We start from the raw sequence: 19,976 nt of genomic DNA on the forward strand, positions 1-19,976 counted from the left end.
ATGCGGCGGATCGGCAGGCGGGATATGGTTGCGGCGATCCTGATCGCGCTCCTTGCGGGCGGGGTCTTCACGTCGCCCCCGCTTGAGACGCTGCAAGGTCTCTCCCTCGACATCCTCACGGCGCTGCGCGGCAAGATCATTGGCGATCGCCGCGATCCCGCGACATCACCCGTCGTCGTGGTGGCGATCGACGGGGAGACCTACGACACGCCACCCTTCAAGGGGTCGCCGACGCAGACCTGGACGCGCGAGATCGGCCGGGTGCTCGGGAGCATCACTGAGGGCGGCGCCAAGGTGATCGGCTTCGACGTCATCTTTCCGAGCTCGATCGAGCAGTCCGAGATTCCCTTTGGCGAGGCGCCGCTCGGCGCGCGCATGAAGGGATTTGACCGGGACTATCTGATTGCGCTCAGGCGACTTTCCGACAGCGGCAAGCTCGTGCTGGGCGAGATTCTCAGCAACGACCATCCGGACAGGCCCGACCGCGCGCAGCAACTGGCGGCGAAGAACAACATCCGCGCGCTCAACGTCCATACCGACAGTGACGACGTCATCCGGCGGATGCCGCTGAGCTTTTCCATTGCGGGCCAGCCGGCGCCTGCAATGGCGGTCGAGCTTGCCGCGCGCGCCCTCGGTGCCAAGCCTGAGATCGGACCGACCGGAATGACGAACTTGTCGGGCTATGCCGTCCCCAGCGCGGTGCCCAACACGCTCACGCTCAACTTCCGCGGCCTCGGCCGCGACGTCCCGGCCTATTCATTCGCCGACCTGCGCGCCTGCGTCGAGAAAGGCGACCGTGATTTCTTCCGCCGCGCCTTCGAGGGCAAGGTCGTGCTGCTCGGCACCATCCTCAATTTCGAGGATCGCAAGCTCACCTCGATGCGGCTGTCCGGCGGATATGACGGCTCGCCGGGGTCGCGATGCGCGCTGCCCGCCCCTGCCAGCACCGCGAAGACCCGCAGCGACGTTGCAGGCGTGTTCGTGCATGCCACTGTGGTCCGCAGCCTGATCGAGCAGGACGCCGTGACCGAGCTCGGCTCTCCCATGCGGACCATTCTCACATTTGCGTTCGCAGTGATCATCGCCTGCGCGGCTTGCATGCTCGCGCCTTTCGGTGCGGTGATCGCCTGGCTCGCCCTCACCGCCGTTTACGCGGCCGCGGCCGTCGGCGTGTTCGTGCATGCGCTGGCACTGCCGCTGACCGAGCCTGCGCTCGCGAGCCTTGCCGCGCTCGCCATGATGACCGGCTATCGCTTCGTGCTGGCCGACCGCGACGAGCGTTTCCTGCGCAAGAGCTTTGCGCTCTATCTCGCGCCTGAAGTGATCGAGACGATGGTCGCCTCCGGCAAGATGCCGGCGCTCGGCGGCGAGATGCGCAATGTCACCATGTTCTTCTCCGACCTCAGCGGTTTCTCCTCGATCGCAGAGACGATGACGCCCGGTGAGCTGGTCACGCTGATGAATGAATATCTCTCCGCCATGACCGACATCATCGAGGGTCATGGCGGTTACGTCGACAAATATATCGGCGATTCCATCGTCGCCATGTTCGGCGCGCCCGCCGACGATCCCGCGCACGCGCGCAACGCGGTGTGTGCCGCACTGAAGTGCCACGGGAAGCTGGCGGAGCTCAATGCCGGCCATCCCGCGTTCGCCGGCCACGGCCTGTCGCATCGCATCGGGCTCAACAGCGGCGAAGCCGTGGTCGGCAACATCGGCTCGCGGCGCCGCTTCAACTACACCGTGATGAGCGACACCGTGAACGTCGCCTCGCGGCTCGAAGGCGCCAACAAATATTACGGCACCGCGATCATGGCATCGGAGGCGACGGTCGCGCAGACCGGCGACACCTTCGCCTGGCGCGAGCTCGATGCCATCAGGGTGATGGGACGCGGCGAGGCGATCAGGGTGTTCGAGCCGCTGGCGGAGATGGGCGCGGAAACCGCCGCGCAGGCAAAGGTCGCCGCCGCGTATGCAGAGGGGCTGACGTGCTGGCGGGCAAGGGAGTTTGCGAAGGCGGCGGATGCGTTCGGAAAGACGGCAGAGACCGATGCGGCGTCGGCATTGTTCGAAAAACGCGCGAGAGCGCTTGCGGCAAGTCCAACGCCGTCGGGTTGGACACCGGTCAATATCCTGGAAGGGAAGTAGCGCAGAACCCCTCATCCGGCGCATCGCGCCACCTTCTTCCACAAGGGAAGAAGGGATGGCAGCACGCATCTTGCGAGAGCGCTCCCTAGAACGGCAGGCCCACGTAATTCTCCGCGAGCAGGCGCTGCGCTGTCTCGGACGAGAGCAGATAGTCCAGCTCCGTGTGTTGCAGCCGATCCTCATATTCGATCCGGTCGGGGAAGCGGTGCAGCAGCATCGTCATCCACCAGGAGAAGCGCTGCGCCTTCCAGATCCGCGCCAGCGCCTTGGCGGAATAGCCTTTGAGGACGGAATCGTCGCCGTGCTGATAGTGCGCGAGCATGGCATGGTAGAGATAGTAGATGTCGGAGGCGGCGCTGTTCAGGCCGCGCGCGCCGGTCGGCGGCACGATGTGGGCGGCATCGCCGGCGAGGAAGAGCCGGCCATAGCTCATCGGCTCGGCGACGAAGCTGCGCAATGGCGCGATGCTCTTCTCGATCGACGGCCCCGTGATCAGGCGGCCCCGCGACCTCCTCCGGCAGGCGGCGCTTCAGCTCGGCCCAGAACGCATCGTCGCTCCAGTCCTCCACCTTGTCGGTCAGCGGCACCTGGATGTAGTAGCGGCTGAGCACCTGCGAGCGCAGGGAGCAGAGCGCAAAGCCGCGCGCGTGCTTCACATAGATCAGCTCGGGCGACACCGGTTTCGTGCGCGACAGCACCCCCAGCCAGCCGAACGGATAGACCTTTTCATATTCACGCAGCACGTCCTTCGGGATCGACTTGCGGCTGACGCCATGGAAGCCGTCGGCGCCGACGATGTAGTCGCAATCGACGCGGATCGTTTCACCGTTCGAGCGATACGTCACATAGGGCCGGTCGGATGTCAGATCGTGCGGGGTCACATCCTCGGCGTTGTGCACGACCTTGCCGCCGAGCCGGTCGCGGGCCTCGTACAGGTCCCGCGTCAGCTCGGTCTGGCCGTAGACCAGCACCGAATTGCCGCCGGAATGCTTGTGCAGGTCGATATGGGACAGCATGCCGTCATGGGCGATCTCGAACCCACGATGGATCTCGCCCTCGCGGTCCATCCGCTCGCCGCATTGCGCCTCGCGCATCAGTTTCGCAAAGCCGTGCTCGAGCACGCCGGCGCGGATCCGGGCCAGCACGTGATCGCGGCTGTATTTCTCCAGCACGACCGTATCGATGCCCTTGAGGTGCAGCAGCTGGGACAGCAGCAGCCCGGACGGCCCGCCGCCGATGATACAGACCTGAACTTTCATTTTTGCATCCTCCCGTCGCTACTTTTTTGCAGAATCGGCGCCGCAAACCGATGGAGGGTTTCGTCATTGTCTTGTACTATTCGAACATGAAGAATGCCGCCCCTGCTCCGCCGATCCGGGTCTACAATCTGTTCGGCGAGTCCGGCGATCTGCCGGATGTCGTGCATTGCGAGACGATCGCGTCCCGCTCGGTGCTGCACGACTGGACGCTGGCCGTGCACCGCCATGCCCGGCTGCACCAGGTGCTGCTGATCGAGCGCGGCGGCGGCGAGGCGACACTCGACGGGCGCCTGGTGCCCTTGAGGCCGATGCAGATCGTCAACGTGCCTGTCGGCCACGTCCATGGCTTCCGCTTCGTGCCCGGTACCCAGGGCTGGGTACTGACGATCGCGGCGGAGATTCTGGATGAGGCGTTGCTCTCGGCCGAGGGCCTGCGCGGTGTCCTGTCGCAATCGGGCGTGGTGCGCGGCACGCCGCAGATCCGCGCCATCATGAAGCAGATCTTCGCCGAACACGCCGCTCGCCATTTCGGCCGTGCGCACGTGCTCCGCGCCCTGTCGGCGGCCATGATCGGGCTCGTGGCACGCGCACTCACGGGCGAGTGCGGCGGCAGCGGTACGGCAGAAAGCGGATTATTCCGCCGCTTCGAGGCACTGCTGGAGCAGCACCACCTGGAGCGCTGGAGAGTCGCCGATTATGCCAAGGCGCTGTCGGTGTCCCCGACGCATCTCAACCGGATCACGCGGGCGGCGACCGGCGACACCGCCTCGCATCTCATCCTCAATCGCCTGATCCGCGAGGCGCGACGCAACCTCGTCTACACCAACCTGCCGGTCTCGACGATCGCCTACGCGCTCGGCTTCGAGGATCCTGCCTATTTCAGCCGGGTCTACGCCGCAGCCACGGGCGTATCGCCGCGCGCCTTCCGCGCGCAGCTCCATGGCAGCGAAAGCTGAGGCCCCGGAAGCCAAACCTGCAAGCGTCGCATTCTACTAGGCCGCGGTGCGCGCCGACCGCCTCAATCCGGCGTCTTCGCGGCCACTTACCTTCGTATATGGCGTCCCATCCTTTGGATAGAGGCCCTTTACCTCCGTACAATTGAGCAGGGGATGCGAACGCCTTAGCGTGACTGCATTCGGCGCCCTGGCGCTGGTGGCATGGAACCTCCCTAACCTCGGCGCAAGGCGGCCAACCCTGTCCGGTCGTCTGCGCCGCTTTTTAGGCAAGCCATCGGCGCCTTCAGTATTTTCCGGCCGACACACCGAGCCATTCCGGCTGGACGGTCAGCTTTCGTGTCGAACTGGGGATTTGTGCACAATGTCTTCGTTTGGGAAGATCGCGCTCTTCATCGACGGCTCCAATCTCTATGCCACCGCCAAGGCGCTCGGCTTCGACATCGATTACAGACGCCTGCTCGGCGAATTTCAAAGCCGAGGTACGCTGCTTCGGGCCTTCTACTATACGACCCTCATCGAGGATCAGGAATTTTCGTCGATCCGCCCGTTGATCGACTGGCTCGACTACAACGGATACACCGTCGTCACCAAGCTCACCAAGGAATTCGTCGACGCCACGACCGGCCGCCGCAAGGTGAAAGGCCGCATGGATGTGGACCTCGCCGTAAGCGCGATGGAGCTCGCCCCGCACGTCGACCAGATCGTGTTGTTCTCGGGCGATGGCGATTTCCGTTCGCTGGTTGAGGCCTTGCAACGCCGCGGTGTCCGCGTGACGGTCGTCTCCACACTGTCCACTCAGCCCCCCATGGTCGCCGACGACTTGCGCCGGCAGGCGGACGTCTTCATGGATTTGGCCGAACTGAGACCAAAGCTGGGACGAGATCCGGTCGAGCGCACGGGATCGCGCGAGCTGCGGCAGCCGCAGCAATTCCTCGCGCGCGGAACGATCAAGCGCGACGACCGGGTCGAGTGACCCTGCGAGACGACCGCAGGATACTCACACGTCGAAGAACACCGTCTCTTCCGGCCCCTGCAGATTGATCGTGAAGGTGTACACGATCTTGCCGGCACGCTCGCTGCGCTTTGCGATCAGCGTCGCGCGCCGGGCCGGCTGCTCGATCAGGTTGAGCACGGGATCGGCGGCATTGGCGGCCTCTTCGTCCGAGAAATAGAGCCGCGTGTTGAGACCGATATTGATGCCGCGCGCGACGATCCAGAGATTGACGTGCGGCGCGCATTTGCGCCCAGTCCTGTCGGTGATCGCGCCCGGTTTGATGGTCTCGAAGGTGACGAGGCCGCTGTCGAAGTCGGAGCCGGCGCGGCCCCAGCCGCGAAACTCTTCCTCCAGCGCACCGGCCGAACGGTCGGCCGGATGGTTGTAGCGGCCGGCCGCATTGGCCTGCCAGATCTCCAGCAGCACGTCGCGCAACGGCGTGCCGGCGCCGTCGAGCACCCTGCCCTCCAGCGTGATGCGTTCGCCCTTGGTATTCGGCGTCACCAGCACGTTGGAGAAATTCTTCTCGAAGATGTCGAAGCCGGCCATCGCCGGGATCAGGCCGATATGGACGTAGGGCCCGGCGGTCTGCGAGGCGGTTTCCTTGAGATAGTTGAGCGGCTGCGGCATGGGTTTTAGTTCCCCGCGGTGCGATTTTCGAAATAGGTGGAGCGCTGGCCACGCAGGACGATGTCGAAGCGGTAGGCCAGCGAGTCGAACGGCGTCGAGGCGTTGAGGTCGAGCGGCGCCACCAGGCGGTCGAGTGCATCCTTGTCCGGGATCGTCGTCAGGATCGGGCAGACCGGGATCAGGGGATCGCCCTCGAAATACATCTGCGTGATCAAGCGCTGGGCAAAGCCCGAGCCGAACACCGAGAAATGGATGTGAGCGGGGCGCCAGCTGTTGACGTAGTTGCGCCAGGGATAGGGCCCCGGCTTCACGGTGCGGAAGTAGTAGTAGCCGGTGTCATCGGTGAGCGCGCGGCCGCAGCCACCGAAATTCGGGTCGATCGGCGCCACATAGGTGTCCTTCTTGTGCCGGTAGCGGCCGCCGGCATTGGCCTGCCAGAACTCGACCAGAGTGTTCGGAACGCCGCGGCCGGTCTCGTCCAGCACGCGGCCATGGACGATGATGCGCTCGCCGACCGGATCGCCGTCCTTGGCGTAATTGCGGATCAGATCATTGTCGAGCGGGCCGAGATCATTGTGCCCGAACACCGGCCCGGTGATCTCCGAGATCGAGTTCTCCAGCGACAGCAGCGCCTGGCGCGGCGAGCGCAGCACCGAGGATTTGTACCCCGGCGCATGCGCCGGCGGATGAATGGAACGGTCGCGCTGAAAGAAGCCGCCGTCGCCGAGCGGCGGCGTAAAGGGCTCGGGTCGGTTGAGGCGGGGATCCCGCAAGGCTGGCGCCTGGGCATTCATCGGCGTTGTCTCTCCCTGAAGCGCCCAGGTCCGGGCGCGGCTTATCGGGAGATCATGGGCCGGACTTTTCCACAGATAAATAGATCGATTATAATATATTTCATGAAGAAAATCGATCATTTGGCTCTCGACGGCCACGCCCTCGAACTGTTCCTAGCCGTGCTGGAGGAAGGTTCGGTGACGGCGGCGGCCACGCGGCTCGGCCTGACGCAATCTGCGGTCAGCCACGCCCTGAACAAGCTGCGGCGCATCGCGGGCGATCCGCTGTTCGCCAAGTCCGGCCGTGGCATCGTTGCGACGGCTCATGCCCAGGCGCTGGCCGGCAAGGCACGCGCGCTGATCGATGAGATGCGCAGCTTTGCCGGCGGCGTCAGCTTCGCGCCGGCCCAGGCCCAGCTGTCGCTGACGATCGCCGCCAACGACTTCCAGCGCGACCTGTTGCTGCCACGGTTCTTCGACCACGTCGCCGCACAAGTGAAGAGCTTGAACCTGCGCGTGATTCCCTCGCAATCGCCTTCGCCGGCGATGCTGCGCGAGAACCGCTGCGACCTCCTGATCACCCCGCTGCCGCCATCCGGCGTCGACATCGTGCAGAAACGGCTGCTGAGAGATCACTACGTCTGCTACTACGACGCAAAGGCGCGTGCCGCGCCGGCCAGCCGCAACACTTATCTCGCGGCGCGTCACATCACCGTGGTCTATACTGACAACGAGCGGCTCGACTTCGATCGCCGGCTGGCAGCCAACGGGCTCCATCGCGACATCGCGATCTCGGTGCCGAGCTTCTCCGGCGTGCCGTCGTTCCTGCGCGGCTCGCAGATGCTTGCGAGCATGCCGAGCCTGCTCGCATCCGGCGTGATGCGCGGTTTTGGACAAACGCCGATACCGCTGGCGTCCCGCGCGCGGACCCTGGCCGAGTTGCCGATGTTCATGGTCTGGCACCAGCGCTACCAGAAAGACCCGGCCCACCGCTGGGTCAGGAGCCAGCTCGAGGCCGTCGCGGCGACGGCCGCCAAGTCCTGACATCGAGTCCTGACATCGAGCCCCGATATCGAGCCCTGACATCGAGCCCTGATATCAAGTCCTGATGTCAGGTGCCGTCGTCTGCAAGACTGCCCTTCGCAAACCCACTGGTTGCGCAAGGGGAGCCGCGCTAAAATCCGCTCATGACAGTGACCGACATTGCGAGCCGGACCTACAATCACAGCTGGCGGCTGGATCCCATCATCCGCAGCCTGCTTGATACCGACTTCTACAAGCTATTGATGTTACAGATGATTCGGGAGGATTACCCGAGTCAGCAGGTGACCTTCTCGGTCATCAACCGCTCGCGCCATGTGCGGCTCGCCGAGATCATCGACGAGGGCGAGCTGCGCGCCCAGCTCGACCACGCCCGCACCATCCGCTTCAGCAAGAAAGAGCTGATCTGGCTCGCCGGTAACACCTTCTACGGCAAGACTCATATGTTCTCGGCGGACTTCATCCGCTGGCTGGCGGAATTCCGTTTGCCTGAGTACGAGCTGCGCAAGGTCGAAGGCCAGTACGAGCTGCATTTCCATGGCCCCTGGACCCACACCACGATGTGGGAAATTCCGGCGCTTGCGATCCTCAACGAGCTGCGCTCGCGCGCGGCGATGAAGGGCCGCGGCCGCTTCGAGCTCGACGTGCTCTATGCCCGCGCCAAGGCCAAGCTGTGGACCAAGGTGGAGCGGCTGCGCAAGCTGGAGAACTTGCGGCTCTCCGACTTCGGCACCCGCCGCCGTCACGGCTTCCTCTGGCAGCGCTGGTGCGTCGAGGCGGTGAAGGAAGGCCTGGGCTCATCCTTCATCGGCACCTCCAACGTGCTGCTCGCGATGGACAACGATCTCGAAGCGATCGGCACGAACGCACACGAGCTGCCGATGGTCGCAGCCGCGCTCGCCAGGGACGACGAGGAATTGCGCTGGGCGCCTTACCGGATTCTCGACCAGTGGCGCCAGACCTATGGCGGCAACCTCCTGATCGCGCTGCCCGACGCCTTCGGCACCAAGGCCTTCCTGCGCGATGCGCCGGAATGGGTCGCCGACTGGACCGGCTTCCGCCCCGACAGCGCGCCGCCGATCCAGGCCGGCGAGGAGATCGTCGCCTGGTGGCAGAAGAAGGGCCGCAACCCCAAGGACAAGCTCCTCGTCTTTTCCGACGCGATGGACGTCGGCTCGATCGAGGAGACCTATCATCACTTCGCCGGTCGCGTGCGGCTCTCCTTCGGCTGGGGCACCAACCTCACCAACGACTTCGTCGGCTGCACGCCGGATGGCTCGTTCGATCTCGATCCGATCTCGCTGGTCTGCAAGGTCTCGTCGGTGGACGGCCATCCGGCCGTCAAGCTCTCCGACAATCCGGAGAAAGCGACCGGCCTTCCCTCGGAGATCGAGCGTTACCTGCGCGTGTTCGGCGACGCCGGCCGCGTGCGCAAGCCGGTGCTGGTGTAGAGCACGTCACGGCGACGGCGATGGCCCGCGAGCAGGCTTCCGCGCCGGAGCGCGAGGTGGCGTAAGACGGCGAGCGGGTTCGCCGGTCATGCCGCCGTTCGCCGCTCCTGCGCGTAACGCACCAGCGCGGCGAAGCGATAGATGCCGTGCACGAACTTGCCGTAGGGCATGGTGATGAACAGAGCAAACACCGCACCGAGATGCAGCGCGAGCAGCGGGCCCATCGCGCCAGTCTCGCGCAGGAGCAGCAGCAGCATCCCGGTGAAACCGGTCAGGAACAGCATGGCGATGAAGCCGACATCCATGCCGTAGCGGCTCTCGTCGAGCAGCGCCGGATCGCGCTGCATCCTGGCCATGAACAGGCCGATCGGCCCGATGATCAGACCGATGCCACCGAGCGTGCCGAGCACGACCGGCAGATCCCACCACGGATACGGCGCCTCGCGTCCCCAGAGATAGTGATACAGCGTCGCCACCGACGTCGCGACAAAGCAGAGCAGGAAGCCATAGAACGTCAGATGATGATAGAGCTTGCGCCGGTCCGTCGGACGGTCGTCCTCGTTGTAGCAGCCGACGCCGCCGCCATGGAGATAGCGCAGCTCGCCGGCATCACGGATCGCCTGGAACATCGAGCCGCCATCGACGCGGCCGCCGATCGGCGCACCAATATCGCGCCAGAACGCGCGCACGCTCATGGCGAGGGCCAGGATGGCATAGAGAAGTGCGGCGCTGAACAGCGCAGCCATCGCATTGTGCGGCATCAATTTGTAGAACGCACCCGGCCCGGTGTTGACGCCGAACAGCACGCTGCGATCGTTGAGCACGGCGAAGCCGAGGATGAAGGCCGCCATGCTCAGCGCGGCGATGATGCTGATGAGGAGGCCGTTGCGCGCGAAGGCGCCGGACAGCATGCGCGGCCAGGCATAGGCCGCATAGGATTCCGCGCGTGCGACCGCAAGCGTCTTGGGAACGTTGACGTTGAACTCGTGCGGCGGCGAGAACTGGCAGTCGACGTAGCAGGCGCCGCAGGCATGGCAGAGATTGGCGAGATAGTTGAGGTCGCCGTCGGAGAAGGCGCGCCGCATCTCCATCGCCGGAAATACCGCGCACAGACCCTCGCAATAGCGACAGGAATTGCAGACCGTCATCAGACGGTCGGCTTCGTCCAAAATCCTAGTTCCGTGCATGTTCCGCCGCTTCCCGTCCTGCGATCCGCCCGAACACGCTGCCGATGGTCATGCCCATGCCGGCCGCATAGCCCTGGCCGAGCACGTTGCCGGCCATGATCTCGCCGGCGGCGAACATGTTGCTTGATGGCTTGCCGCCCTTCATCAGCATCCGCGCCTCCTTGTTCACGCGCGTGCCGAGATAGGTGAAGGTGATGCCGGGTCGCACCGGATAGGCGAGATAAGGCGGCGTTTCGATTTTGCGCGCCCAGTGCGTCTTGGGTGGCGTTATGCCCTCTGTGCGACAGTCGTCCAGAATGGTGTGATCGAACGTGCCGGGCCGCACCGCGGCGTTGAATTCAGTGATGGTCTTCTCCAACGCGGTCGGATCGAGCTCCAGCTTACCGGCAAGCTCGGCGACGCTCTGCCCGGCGATCGGCGGAAACAGCGTCGGCATGAAGCTCGTCACGACGGTGGAATCGAAGATGATGTAGGCGATCTGGTCGGGCTGCGCCGCGACCAGGCGGCCCCAAATCGCGTAGCGCTTCGGCCAGATGTCCTCGCCCTCGTCGTAGAAGCGCTGGGCATGCTTGTTGACGACGATGCCGAACACGACGGAGTCGTGGCGCGTGATGATGCCGCCGTCGAATTTCGGCGCGCGGGCGTCGATCGCGACCGCATGACATTGCGTGGGATCGCCGACCTCCTGCACGCCCTTGTCGAGCAGCAGCTTCAAGATCGAGCCGCGATTATAGGGGGTGCCGCGGATCAGGAAATTGTCGGCAGCCTCGCCCCAATATCGCTTCAGCCATTCGACGTTGGCCTCGAAGCCGCCAGCCGCCGCGACCAGCGAAGTCGCGCGGATCTCGGTCTCGCCCTTGACCGGCCGCTTGAGGCGCGCGGCGAGGAACATGCCATCCTCGATCACGAGGTCGATGACCTCGGCGTCGTATTCGACCTCGACGCCGAGCCGTTCGGCCGTGAGATACAACGCGTTCAGCATGGCCCGGCCGCCGCCGAGAAAGAAGGAGTTGGTGCGGCCGAGGCTCAGCGTGCCGCCCAGCGAGGGCTGCCAGCGCACGCCCTGCTCCACGATCCAGTTCAGGATGTCCTTGGACTCCCGGATCATGTGACGGGCCAGCTCCTCGTCGGTCTGCCCGCCGGTGACGCGCAGCAGGTCCTCCCAGAATTCCTGTTCGGTATAGGGGCCAGTCAGGATTTCGGTCGCCGCATCGTGGGCGCAGCGCATGTTGCGGGTGTGGCGGGTGTTGCCGCCGCGATAGAACTTCGGCGCACCTTCGAGCACGAGCACCGAGGCGCCGCCGCGCCGTGCGCTGATCGCCGCACACAGGGCCGCGTTGCCGCCTCCGATCACCAGCACGTCGTATTTGCTGCCCATGCCGTCTGCCCGATGCGACGAAGTTGGAGACATTCTGCCGGCCGGCGGGCTCGATTGCCGCCGATCCGCCATTGCGTACTTTTGTATACAAAGATATACATAACAGGCGCAAGCGGCATCTCTGCATGGGCAGGATGCGCATCGAGGGATCATGGCCAGACGCCCGGCAAAGACAGGCGGATCGGTTTCGCGCGGCGCCGGCGTGGCGCTGGGCGAAGCCGTGTTCCGCTCACTGTGCGAGGCGCTCCAGGCCGGCAGCTACCGCGCCGGCGACCGCCTGCGCGAGGAGGAAGTGGCGCAGCGGCTCAAGGTCAGCCGCACGCCGGTGCGGGAAGCGCTGGGCCGGCTCGCGGCGCGCGGTTTCGTCGCGCCCGCCGGCGGCCGCGGGCTGATCGTCCGCAATCTCGACATCTCCGAGGTGCTCGAGCTCTACGCCATGCGCGAGATCATGGAAGGCGCTGCCGCGCGCCTCGCCGCCGCGCACGCTTCAATGACGGAGATCGACGCGCTCTGCGATATCGAGCAGGCCTTTGTCGAGACATCCGCGAGAGACGCAGCCGAAATGGCGCGGCTCAACCGCGCCTTCCACGAGGCCATCTGCCGCGCCGCACGCAACCGCTATCTCGACAACGCTTCGCGGGAATTGCAGGATTGGATCGCCCTGCTCGGCCCGACCACCTTCACCGTATCGGGCCGCCCTTCGACCAGCCACGCCGAGCATCAGGCTATCATCGACGCGATCGCCGCGCGCGACGGCGACAAGGCCGAGCAGCTGGCGCGCGCACACATCCGCGAAGCGCTGCGCTGCCGGCTCAAGCTGCTGCAGAAGCAATAGCCGAGACGCTCACGCCAGCACGTCCGCGACGACCGCCTTCAAAACTTCCCTGACGTCACCGGGCTTCAGCCGCACCTGCAAGCCGCGCTGCCCGCCGTTGAGATAGACCAGGTCATGGGCGAGCGCGCTCTGCTCGACCACGGTGCGCACCGTCCGCCGCTGCCCGAACGGGCTGATGCCGCCGACCTTGTAGCCGGTGACGCGCTCGGCCTCGGGCGGCTTCATCATCTGCGCCGACTTGCCGCTCGCCGCCGCCGCCAGCTTCTTCATCGAGACCTCCTGGTCGGACGGCACGACCACGCAGACCGGCTTGCCATCGACCAGCGCCATCAGCGTCTTCAGGACGCGCGCCGGGTCCTCGCCAAGGGCAGCGGCCGCCTGAAGCCCGATACTCTCGGCGTCGGGATCATAGTCGTAGGTGTGAACGGTGAAGGCAACACCGGCGGCGCCAAGCGCACGTGTGGCGGGGGTGACTTTGGACATAAACGGTATTTACCACCGTCATTGCGAGGAGCGAAGCGACGAAGCAACCCGGAATCTTGCCGCGGAGGCAGTCTGGATTGCTTCGCTTCGCTCGCAATGACGGTGTGGGTGCAGATGCGCGCCCCACCCGCGACGCCCCCCTACTCCGCCGCGTCCCGCATCTCGGCGCGCTCGGCCCGTACTGCGCAGAACTTGAACTCCGGGATCTTGCCGAACGGGTCCAGCGCCGGGTTGGTGAGCAGGTTCGCCGCCGCCTCGGCGTAGCAGAACGGCATGAACACCATGTTCTCCGGCACGTCGCGGTCGGAGCGGACCTTGACCTCGACGGCGCCGCGGCGAGTCTCCAGGCGAATGAAATCGCCCGGCGCGAGGTTCTTCTTCCGCATGTCCTTCGGCGACATGAACGCGACCGCCTCCGGCTCGATCTGATCGAGCACCTGGGCGCGGCGCGTCATCGAGCCGGTGTGCCAATGCTCCAGCACGCGGCCGGTCGACAGCACCATCGGATATTCATCGTCCGGAATCTCGTCCGGCGGGATGACCTTGGCCGGCACGATCTTGCCGCGGCCGGTCGCGGTCGGGAAGCCCGTGGTGAAGATGATCTCGTTGCCGGGCTTGTCGGGAGCGTCGGCCGGATAGGTGACCGCGCCTTCGCGCACCAGCCGCTCCCAGCTGATGTTCTTCAGCGACGGCATCAGCTCCGCCATTTCGGTATAGACGTCGCCGGGGCCTGAATAATTCCACGGCAGCCCCATGCGCTTGCCGATCTCCTGGATGATCCAGAGATCCTGCCGCGCATCGCCCGGCGGATTGATCACCTGGCGCGCAAGTTGCACGCGGCGGTCGGTGTTGGTGAAGGAGCCCTCCTTCTCCGCAAAGGCCGAGGCCGGCAGGATCACGTCGGCATGGAATGCGGTCTCGGTGACGAAGAGATCCTGCACCACGAGATGATCGAGCATGGCGAGCGCTTCGCGGGCATGCTGGAGATCGGGATCGGACATCGCGGGGTTCTCGCCCTCGATATACATGCCCTTGATCTCGCCGGCATGGATCGCGTTCATGATCTCGACCACGGTCAGGCCCCGGACGGGATCGAGGTCCTGCTGCCAGAGCTCTTCGAAGGCGCCGCGCAGGTCGTCGCGGCCGACCGGCTGGTAATCCGGCAGGAACATCGGGATCAGGCCGGCGTCGGAGGCGCCCTGCACGTTGTTCTGGCCGCGCAGCGGATGCAGGCCGGTGCCGGGACGGCCGACCTGGCCGGTGATCAATGCAAGCGCAATCAGGCAGCGCGCATTGTCGGTGCCGTGAACGTGCTGGCTGATGCCCATGCCCCAGAAAATGATCGACGATTTCGCGCGCGCATAGGTCCGTGCTACCTCGCGCAGCATCTGCGCCGGGATGCCGCAGATCGGCTCCATCCTCTCCGGCGTGAATTCCTTGATCTTCTCCTTGAGCTCCTCGAAGCCCTCAGTGTAGCCGGCGATATACTGGTCGTCGGTCAGGCCTTCGGTGATGATCGTGTTGATCATCGCATTCAACATCGCAACGTCGGAGCCGGGCTTGAACTGCAGATGCTTGGTCGCGTGACGCGACAGCGTCTGTCGCCGGGGATCCATGACGAACAGCTTGGCACCGTTCTTCGCCGCATTCTTGATGTAGGTCGCCGCGACCGGATGATTCACCGTCGGGTTGGCACCGATCACCCAGATCACTTCGGCGTCCATCGCGGCCGCAAACGGCGCCGACACCGCCCCCGAGCTCAGTCCTTCGAACAGCGCCGCGACCGACGAGGCGTGGCACAAACGGGTGCAATGGTCGACGTTGTTCGAGCCAAAACCGGTACGCACCAGCTTCTGGAACAAATACGCCTCTTCGTTGGACCCCTTGGCCGAGCCGAAGCCCGCCAGCGCCTTCACGCCCTTCTCGTCGCGAATCTTGACCAATCCCTCAGCCGCGATGTCGAGCGCCTCTTCCCAGCTCGCTTCACGGAAATGCGTGAAGGGATTGGCGGGATCGACCTGGTCGTTGGCATCCTTCTTCGCATTGGGCAGCCGCACCAGCGGCTTGGTCAGGCGATGCGGATGGTGGATGTAGTCGAAGCCGAAACGACCCTTCACACAGAGACGGTTGTGGTTGGCGGGGCCGTCACGGCCTTCCGCATAGATCACCTTCTCGTCCTTGACCTCATACGTGACCTGGCAGCCGACGCCGCAGAATGGGCAGAGCGAGTCGACCTTCCTGTCGGCATAGGTGACGCGGGTCTGCTTGTCGTCGAGCATCACGGCCGGCATCAGCGCCCCGGTCGGGCAGGCCTGCACGCATTCGCCGCAGGCGACGCAGGTGGACTCGCCCATGGGATCGTCGAAATCGAACACGATCTTGGCGCCGGCATTGCGATAGGCCATGCCGATGACGTCGTTGACCTGGACCTCGCGGCAGGCGCGCACGCACAGGCCGCACTGGATGCAGGCATCGAGATTGACGCGCATCGCCGGATGGCTGGCGTCGGTCGCCCAGCGTTCGGCGGCGGGGAAGCGGCTTTCGGTGACACCCGTGGTCTCGGCCCAGTGCCAGAACTTCGAATCCGGATCGTGCGAGGTTTCGCGTGCCGGCTGGTCGGCGACGAGCAGCTCCATCACCATTCTTTGTGCCGCAATCGCACGCGCGGATTCCGTCTTCACCTTCATGCCGACCGACGGCGTGCGCTTGCAGGACGCCGCGAGCACACGTTCGCCCTCGATCTCGACCATGCAGGCGCGGCAATTGCCGTCGGGGCGATAATCGGGCGCCGGCGAGTAGCACAGATGCGGGATGTCGCGGCCCTGGCGTTTGGCGACCTGCCAGATCGTCTCGCCGGGATTGGCCTCGACCTGCTTGCCGTCGAGCTCGAACGTAATCTTCGTCATTCGGCCGCTTCCTTGAACTCGTCAGGGAAATATTTGATCACAGAGGACAGCGGGTTCGATGCCGCCTGTCCGAGCCCGCAGATCGAGGCGTCGCGCATCGCCTGGCTTAATTCTTCCAGCAAGGCACGGTTCCAGACCGGCCTCTGCATCAGCAGCGCCGCCTTCTGGGTTCCGACGCGGCACGGCGTGCACTGGCCGCAGCTCTCGTCCTCGAAGAACTTCATCAGGTTCAGTGCCGCTGCGCGCACGCTGTCCTTCTGCGACAGGATCACGATCGCAGCCGAGCCGATGAAGCAGCCGTATTTCTCCAGCGTGCCGAAGTCGAGCGGGATGTCGTCCATCGAGGCCGGCAGGATGCCGCCGGACGCACCGCCCGGCAGGTAGGCGTAGAACTGATGGCCGTCGGCCATGCCGCCGCAATATTCGTCGATCAGCTCGCGCACGGTGATGCCGGCAGGCGCCAGCTTCATGCCGGGATTCTTCACGCGCCCCGAGACCGAGAAGCTGCGCAGGCCATGACGCTCGTGGCGACCATGGCCCTTCCACCAATCGGAGCCCTTCTCGACGATGTCGCGCACCCACCACAACGTCTCGACGTTGTTGATCAGCGTCGGCAGCCCGAACAGGCCGACCTGGAACGGATATGGCGGCTTGTGCCGGGGCAGGCCGCGCTTGCCCTCGATGCTTTCCAGCAGCGAGGATTCCTCGCCGCAGATATAGGCGCCGGCGCCGCGGCGCATGTGCAGCGTCGGGCCGCCCGGCGGGAGCTTGGCAATCTCGCGCTCGAGGATCTCGCGCGATGCCGGGTATTCGTCGCGCAGATAGATGTAGACGTCGGAGGCCTGCACCACGTGCGCGCCGATCAGCATGCCCTCGATGAAGCGGTGCGGATCGGTTTCCAGGTAATAGCGGTCCTTGAACGTGCCGGGCTCGCCCTCGTCGCCGTTGATCGCCATCAGCCGCGGGCCCGGTTCGCCCAGCACCGCGCGCCATTTCCGTCCCGTCGGGAAGCCGGCGCCGCCGAGGCCGCGCAGCGAAGCATCGTCGAGCGCCTTGAGGAGATCGTCCTTCGACAGCTCGCCCGAGCGCAGCCGGCCCAGCAGCTTGTAGCCGCCGCCGGCGACATAGGCATCGTAGTCGATATATTTGGGCAGATGCGCGTGAGTGTTGCCAGCCTTGGCCGCCGCCATCACATTGGCGACGGTGGCGTGATCGACGAAGTTGTGACCGACCTCCGCGGCAGGCGCGGTATCACAACGACCGACGCAGGGCGCGCGCACGACGCGGATGCCGGGACCTGACGCACTCTGCAGATCCTCGAGCAGCTTCTCGCCGCCAAGCATCGCGCAAGTCAGCGAATCGCAGACGCGGATCGTCAGCGGCGGAATGTCGGGCTCGCCTTCCTTCACCACGTCGAAATGCGCATAGAAGGTCGCGGTCTCGAACACCTCGGCGAAGGCGAGCTTCATCTCGTCGGCGAGCGCGGCCAGATGCGCAGCCGAGATTTGATGGTACTTGTCCTGGATCAGGTGCAGATATTCGATCAAGAGATCGCGCCGCCGCGGCCTGTCGCCGAGCAACTTCTCGATCTCGTGCGCGGCCGTGGGATCGACCTGCCGCCCCTTGGGGGTCGCCTTGGCGCGTCGGCGCCCCTCGCCGGGATGCTCGAACGGGCGGACCTTGTGCACGTCGTGGCTCATCGATTCGTCTCGATCTCGTCTTTTAGAACGGCTCCAGTTCTAGCTTCTGGCATGCCAGATGCCAAGCAAATTCTCATGCTCTCGGAAGCAGTTAAGCGCGGCTCGAAAGGCAACCCTGGAACGCTGCCGGACACAGCCTTGCGTTCGTCTAACGCGCCAACCGATGGAACGAAGCCTGAATTGGTCTGGAGATCAATAAAGGCTTCCCATGCTGCGATAGCGAAATCGTATCGCGCTCCGGCTCCGAGGCTACGGCGGGAGCGCGCAAGCTGCGCTCCCGCCCGTGGCGAACGTGCGATCAGAAAATCTTGACCGCGCTCTCCAGCGTCTTCCAGACACCCCAGAGGAGAGGACCGCCGACGATCGCCCAGAAGAACGCCGCCTTGATGTCAAGCCCGCCAAATCCGATGCCGTAGGAGCCGTGCGGCCCCGCAGCCGCGGCGCTGGCGCTCGCCGCCTGCAGCTTGGCGACGTCGGCCTCCTTCATGTGCCACTTCGAATCCACCGGCTTGATCAGGTAATTGCAGATCAGGCCCGCGATCAACATCGCACAGAGGATGTACATGGTGGTGTTGTAGAGTTGGTCGCGCGGCACGCCGGCCGCAAGTTGGAACTCGCGGATGTAGTTCACCACGACCGGGCCGATGATGCCGGCGGTCGACCACGCCGTCAGCAAACGGCCGTGGATGGCGCCGACGAACTGCGTTCCGAACATGTCGGCAAGATAGGCCGGCACGGTCGCAAACCCGCCGCCATACATCGACAGGATGATGCCGAATCCGGCCACGAACAGGAGCTTCGAGCCCATCGCCGCAAAGGTCGGCGCCAGCGCGTAGAGCACGATGCCGAGGATGAAGAACGTGTAGTAGGTGTTCTTCCGCCCGATCCTGTCCGACAGCGACGCCCAGAAGAAGCGGCCGCCGATGTTGAACAGCGACAGCAATCCGGCGAAGCCGGCGGCGATCGCGGCGATCTGCGCCTTCTGCCCGGCATCGAGCGCGTTGAAGCCGACTTCCGGCAAACCGATCAGCTTGCCGGCGAAGATCTCCTGAAGCATCGGCGAGGCCATGCCGATCACGCCGATACCCGCCGACACGTTGAGGCAGAGCACCCACCAGATCAGCCAGAACTGCGGCGTCTTGTGCGCGTCGTTGAGATGGACGTTGTTCTTCGAGATCATCGCGTTGGCCTTGACCGGCGGGGTCCAGCCTTCGGGCTGCCAGCCGGCCGGCGTCACGCGATAGGCGAAGGCGCCGATCATCATGAAGACGAAATAGACCACCCCCATCGTGACGAAGGAGGTCGGCGTCTTGAAGTAGTTGATCAAGAGATTGGCCAGAGGCGCTCCGATCATGGCACCGCCGCCAAATCCCATGATGGCCATGCCGGTCGCCATGCCGCGGCGGTCCGGAAACCATTTGATCAAGGTCGACACCGGGGAAATGTAGCCGAGGCCGAGACCGACGCCACCGATCACGCCGCAGCCAAGCCACATGATCCAGAGCTGGTGGACGTAGACGCCGAAGGCACCGATCAGAAGCCCGCCGCCCCAACAGCAGGCAGCGACGACGCCCGCCTTGCGCGGACCGGCGCGCTCGAGCCAGCCGCCCCAGATCGCGGCCGAAACGCCGAGCAGGACAAAGAACAGCGTGTACATCCAGCCGAGGCTCGCGACCTTCCAGTCGCAGGTCGTGGTGAACAGCTCCTGCCACAGCGACATGTCGGGGCAGGCCTTCGGCGCCGCGACGCCAATTGCGCGCGACAGCGGTAGCCAGAACACCGAGAAGCCGTAGGCCATGCCGATGCACAGATGGATGCACAGCGCCGCCGGCGGCACCAGCCAGCGATTGAACCCGGCCGTCGCGATCGTGCGTTCACGATCGAGAAAGCCGGAAGCACCAACCGGTGCAAGAACGGTATCGGCAGTCGTCATAAGCATTACCTCCCAAGCGCGGCCTTGCCGGCACATCGGTTTGAGACCGGGCATGCGTGCTCCCAGCCGCGCATGACGGGTCGGACTTCATGTCGAAGCGGAATGTCTGGTGCACATCGCCTCATGCGCACCGAGCAAGCAGCTGATCGCGGGTGATGTCCCTTCGCCTTGCGAGCAGCGTTGCAGTGACGGCTATCGCGCCCTCATCCCCTCAACACCCTGTCTTGAAATGAGCAACGCGCGTGCCAGAAATGGCATCGTGACAATTCAACGACTTCCCGCAGCGCAATGTGCTGCGTCGG

The 19,976-nt window shown here is 64.9% G+C and carries 14 protein-coding genes and 1 pseudogene; 6 read left to right on the forward strand and 9 right to left on the reverse strand.

Annotated elements, in window-relative coordinates:
* A complete protein-coding gene (locus tag EAV90_RS13525) occupies positions 1 to 2,148 on the forward strand; it encodes an adenylate/guanylate cyclase domain-containing protein (protein ID WP_129143605.1) in 2,148 nt (715 codons plus the stop codon).
* A gap of 85 nt (positions 2,149 to 2,233) precedes the next feature.
* Here EAV90_RS13525 and pobA read toward each other — a convergent pair.
* Positions 2,234 to 3,407, reverse strand: a pseudogene (gene pobA, locus EAV90_RS13530) (4-hydroxybenzoate 3-monooxygenase).
* A 50-nt stretch (positions 3,408 to 3,457) separates the two neighbouring features.
* On the opposite strand from pobA, the gene EAV90_RS13535 reads away from it, so the two are divergent.
* Together EAV90_RS13535 and EAV90_RS13540 are read left to right on the forward strand one after the other, a co-directional pair.
* On the forward strand, positions 3,458 to 4,363 hold the full coding sequence (locus EAV90_RS13535; RefSeq protein WP_129143606.1) for a helix-turn-helix domain-containing protein: 906 nt from the start codon (positions 3,458 to 3,460) through the stop codon (positions 4,361 to 4,363).
* 361 nt (positions 4,364 to 4,724) lie between these two features.
* Complete coding sequence (locus EAV90_RS13540) at positions 4,725 to 5,336, forward strand: LabA-like NYN domain-containing protein (protein WP_129143677.1); 612 nt, start codon at positions 4,725 to 4,727, stop codon at positions 5,334 to 5,336.
* 24 nt (positions 5,337 to 5,360) lie between these two features.
* On the opposite strand, the gene pcaG is transcribed toward EAV90_RS13540, so the two are convergent.
* Positions 5,361 to 5,987 carry a protocatechuate 3,4-dioxygenase subunit alpha gene (gene pcaG, locus EAV90_RS13545; RefSeq protein WP_122405070.1) on the reverse strand — a complete coding sequence of 209 codons (627 nt, stop codon included), beginning with the start codon at positions 5,985 to 5,987 and terminating at the stop codon, positions 5,361 to 5,363.
* Between the two features lie 5 nt (positions 5,988 to 5,992).
* On the reverse strand, positions 5,993 to 6,781 hold the full coding sequence (gene pcaH, locus EAV90_RS13550; protein WP_129143607.1) for a protocatechuate 3,4-dioxygenase subunit beta: 789 nt from the start codon (positions 6,779 to 6,781) through the stop codon (positions 5,993 to 5,995).
* A gap of 102 nt (positions 6,782 to 6,883) precedes the next feature.
* On the opposite strand from pcaH, the gene EAV90_RS13555 reads away from it, so the two are divergent.
* On the forward strand, positions 6,884 to 7,804 hold the full coding sequence (locus EAV90_RS13555) for a LysR family transcriptional regulator (protein ID WP_164936906.1): 921 nt from the start codon (positions 6,884 to 6,886) through the stop codon (positions 7,802 to 7,804).
* A 143-nt stretch (positions 7,805 to 7,947) separates the two neighbouring features.
* Positions 7,948 to 9,252, forward strand: a complete 1,305-nt coding sequence (gene pncB / locus EAV90_RS13560; RefSeq protein ID WP_129143609.1) for a nicotinate phosphoribosyltransferase — start codon at positions 7,948 to 7,950, stop codon at positions 9,250 to 9,252.
* An 86-nt stretch (positions 9,253 to 9,338) separates the two neighbouring features.
* Here pncB and tcuB read toward each other — a convergent pair whose 3' ends face one another.
* Together tcuB and tcuA are read right to left on the reverse strand one after the other, a co-directional pair.
* Complete coding sequence (gene tcuB / locus EAV90_RS13565; protein ID WP_129143610.1) at positions 9,339 to 10,439, reverse strand: tricarballylate utilization 4Fe-4S protein TcuB; 1,101 nt, start codon at positions 10,437 to 10,439, stop codon at positions 9,339 to 9,341.
* The gene (gene tcuA, locus EAV90_RS13570) at positions 10,426 to 11,817 is read right to left on the reverse strand and encodes an FAD-dependent tricarballylate dehydrogenase TcuA (RefSeq protein ID WP_129143611.1); all 1,392 of its coding nucleotides are present in this window, start codon (positions 11,815 to 11,817) and stop codon (positions 10,426 to 10,428) included. Before tcuA ends, tcuB begins: the two co-directional genes overlap by 14 nt.
* A gap of 151 nt (positions 11,818 to 11,968) precedes the next feature.
* On the opposite strand from tcuA, the gene EAV90_RS13575 reads away from it, so the two are divergent.
* Entirely contained in the window at positions 11,969 to 12,652 is a 684-nt protein-coding gene (locus EAV90_RS13575; protein WP_122405076.1) for a GntR family transcriptional regulator, read from the forward strand.
* 9 nt (positions 12,653 to 12,661) lie between these two features.
* On the opposite strand, the gene ybaK is transcribed toward EAV90_RS13575, so the two are convergent.
* The 4 genes from ybaK to EAV90_RS13595 form a co-directional block, all read right to left on the reverse strand.
* The gene (ybaK, locus tag EAV90_RS13580; protein WP_129143612.1) at positions 12,662 to 13,135 is read right to left on the reverse strand and encodes a Cys-tRNA(Pro) deacylase; all 474 of its coding nucleotides are present in this window, start codon (positions 13,133 to 13,135) and stop codon (positions 12,662 to 12,664) included.
* A gap of 140 nt (positions 13,136 to 13,275) precedes the next feature.
* Complete coding sequence (gene fdhF, locus EAV90_RS13585) at positions 13,276 to 16,041, reverse strand: formate dehydrogenase subunit alpha (RefSeq protein WP_129143613.1); 2,766 nt, start codon at positions 16,039 to 16,041, stop codon at positions 13,276 to 13,278.
* Positions 16,038 to 17,741, reverse strand: coding sequence for an NADH-ubiquinone oxidoreductase-F iron-sulfur binding region domain-containing protein (locus EAV90_RS13590; protein ID WP_129143614.1), 1,704 nt, complete (start codon positions 17,739 to 17,741; stop codon positions 16,038 to 16,040). The genes fdhF and EAV90_RS13590 overlap by 4 nt, the downstream gene beginning before the upstream one ends.
* Positions 17,742 to 18,039: 298 nt before the next feature.
* Positions 18,040 to 19,674 (reverse strand): OFA family MFS transporter, encoded by a 1,635-nt coding sequence (locus tag EAV90_RS13595; protein WP_129143615.1) that lies wholly within the window; start codon positions 19,672 to 19,674, stop codon positions 18,040 to 18,042.
* Positions 19,675 to 19,976: the final 302 nt, after the last annotated feature.

Source organism: Bradyrhizobium vignae (assembly GCF_004114425.1).
GTDB lineage: Bacteria > Pseudomonadota > Alphaproteobacteria > Rhizobiales > Xanthobacteraceae > Bradyrhizobium > Bradyrhizobium vignae.

What these genes read in the sequence shown, in the direction of transcription:
- EAV90_RS13525 (WP_129143605.1), top strand. Translation starts at nt 1, where the DNA reads ATGCGGCGGATCGGCAGGCGGGATATGGTTGCGGCGATCCTGATCGCG.
- EAV90_RS13535 (WP_129143606.1), top strand. Translation starts at nt 3,458, where the DNA reads ATGGAGGGTTTCGTCATTGTCTTGTACTATTCGAACATGAAGAATGCC.
- EAV90_RS13540 (WP_129143677.1), top strand. Translation starts at nt 4,725, where the DNA reads ATGTCTTCGTTTGGGAAGATCGCGCTCTTCATCGACGGCTCCAATCTC.
- pcaG (WP_122405070.1), bottom strand. Translation starts at nt 5,987, where the DNA reads ATGCCGCAGCCGCTCAACTATCTCAAGGAAACCGCCTCGCAGACCGCC.
- pcaH (WP_129143607.1), bottom strand. Translation starts at nt 6,781, where the DNA reads ATGAATGCCCAGGCGCCAGCCTTGCGGGATCCCCGCCTCAACCGACCC.
- EAV90_RS13555 (WP_164936906.1), top strand. Translation starts at nt 6,884, where the DNA reads ATGAAGAAAATCGATCATTTGGCTCTCGACGGCCACGCCCTCGAACTG.
- pncB (WP_129143609.1), top strand. Translation starts at nt 7,948, where the DNA reads ATGACAGTGACCGACATTGCGAGCCGGACCTACAATCACAGCTGGCGG.
- tcuB (WP_129143610.1), bottom strand. Translation starts at nt 10,439, where the DNA reads ATGCACGGAACTAGGATTTTGGACGAAGCCGACCGTCTGATGACGGTC.
- tcuA (WP_129143611.1), bottom strand. Translation starts at nt 11,817, where the DNA reads ATGGGCAGCAAATACGACGTGCTGGTGATCGGAGGCGGCAACGCGGCC.
- EAV90_RS13575 (WP_122405076.1), top strand. Translation starts at nt 11,969, where the DNA reads ATGGCCAGACGCCCGGCAAAGACAGGCGGATCGGTTTCGCGCGGCGCC.
- ybaK (WP_129143612.1), bottom strand. Translation starts at nt 13,135, where the DNA reads ATGTCCAAAGTCACCCCCGCCACACGTGCGCTTGGCGCCGCCGGTGTT.
- fdhF (WP_129143613.1), bottom strand. Translation starts at nt 16,041, where the DNA reads ATGACGAAGATTACGTTCGAGCTCGACGGCAAGCAGGTCGAGGCCAAT.
- EAV90_RS13590 (WP_129143614.1), bottom strand. Translation starts at nt 17,741, where the DNA reads ATGAGCCACGACGTGCACAAGGTCCGCCCGTTCGAGCATCCCGGCGAG.
- EAV90_RS13595 (WP_129143615.1), bottom strand. Translation starts at nt 19,674, where the DNA reads ATGACGACTGCCGATACCGTTCTTGCACCGGTTGGTGCTTCCGGCTTT.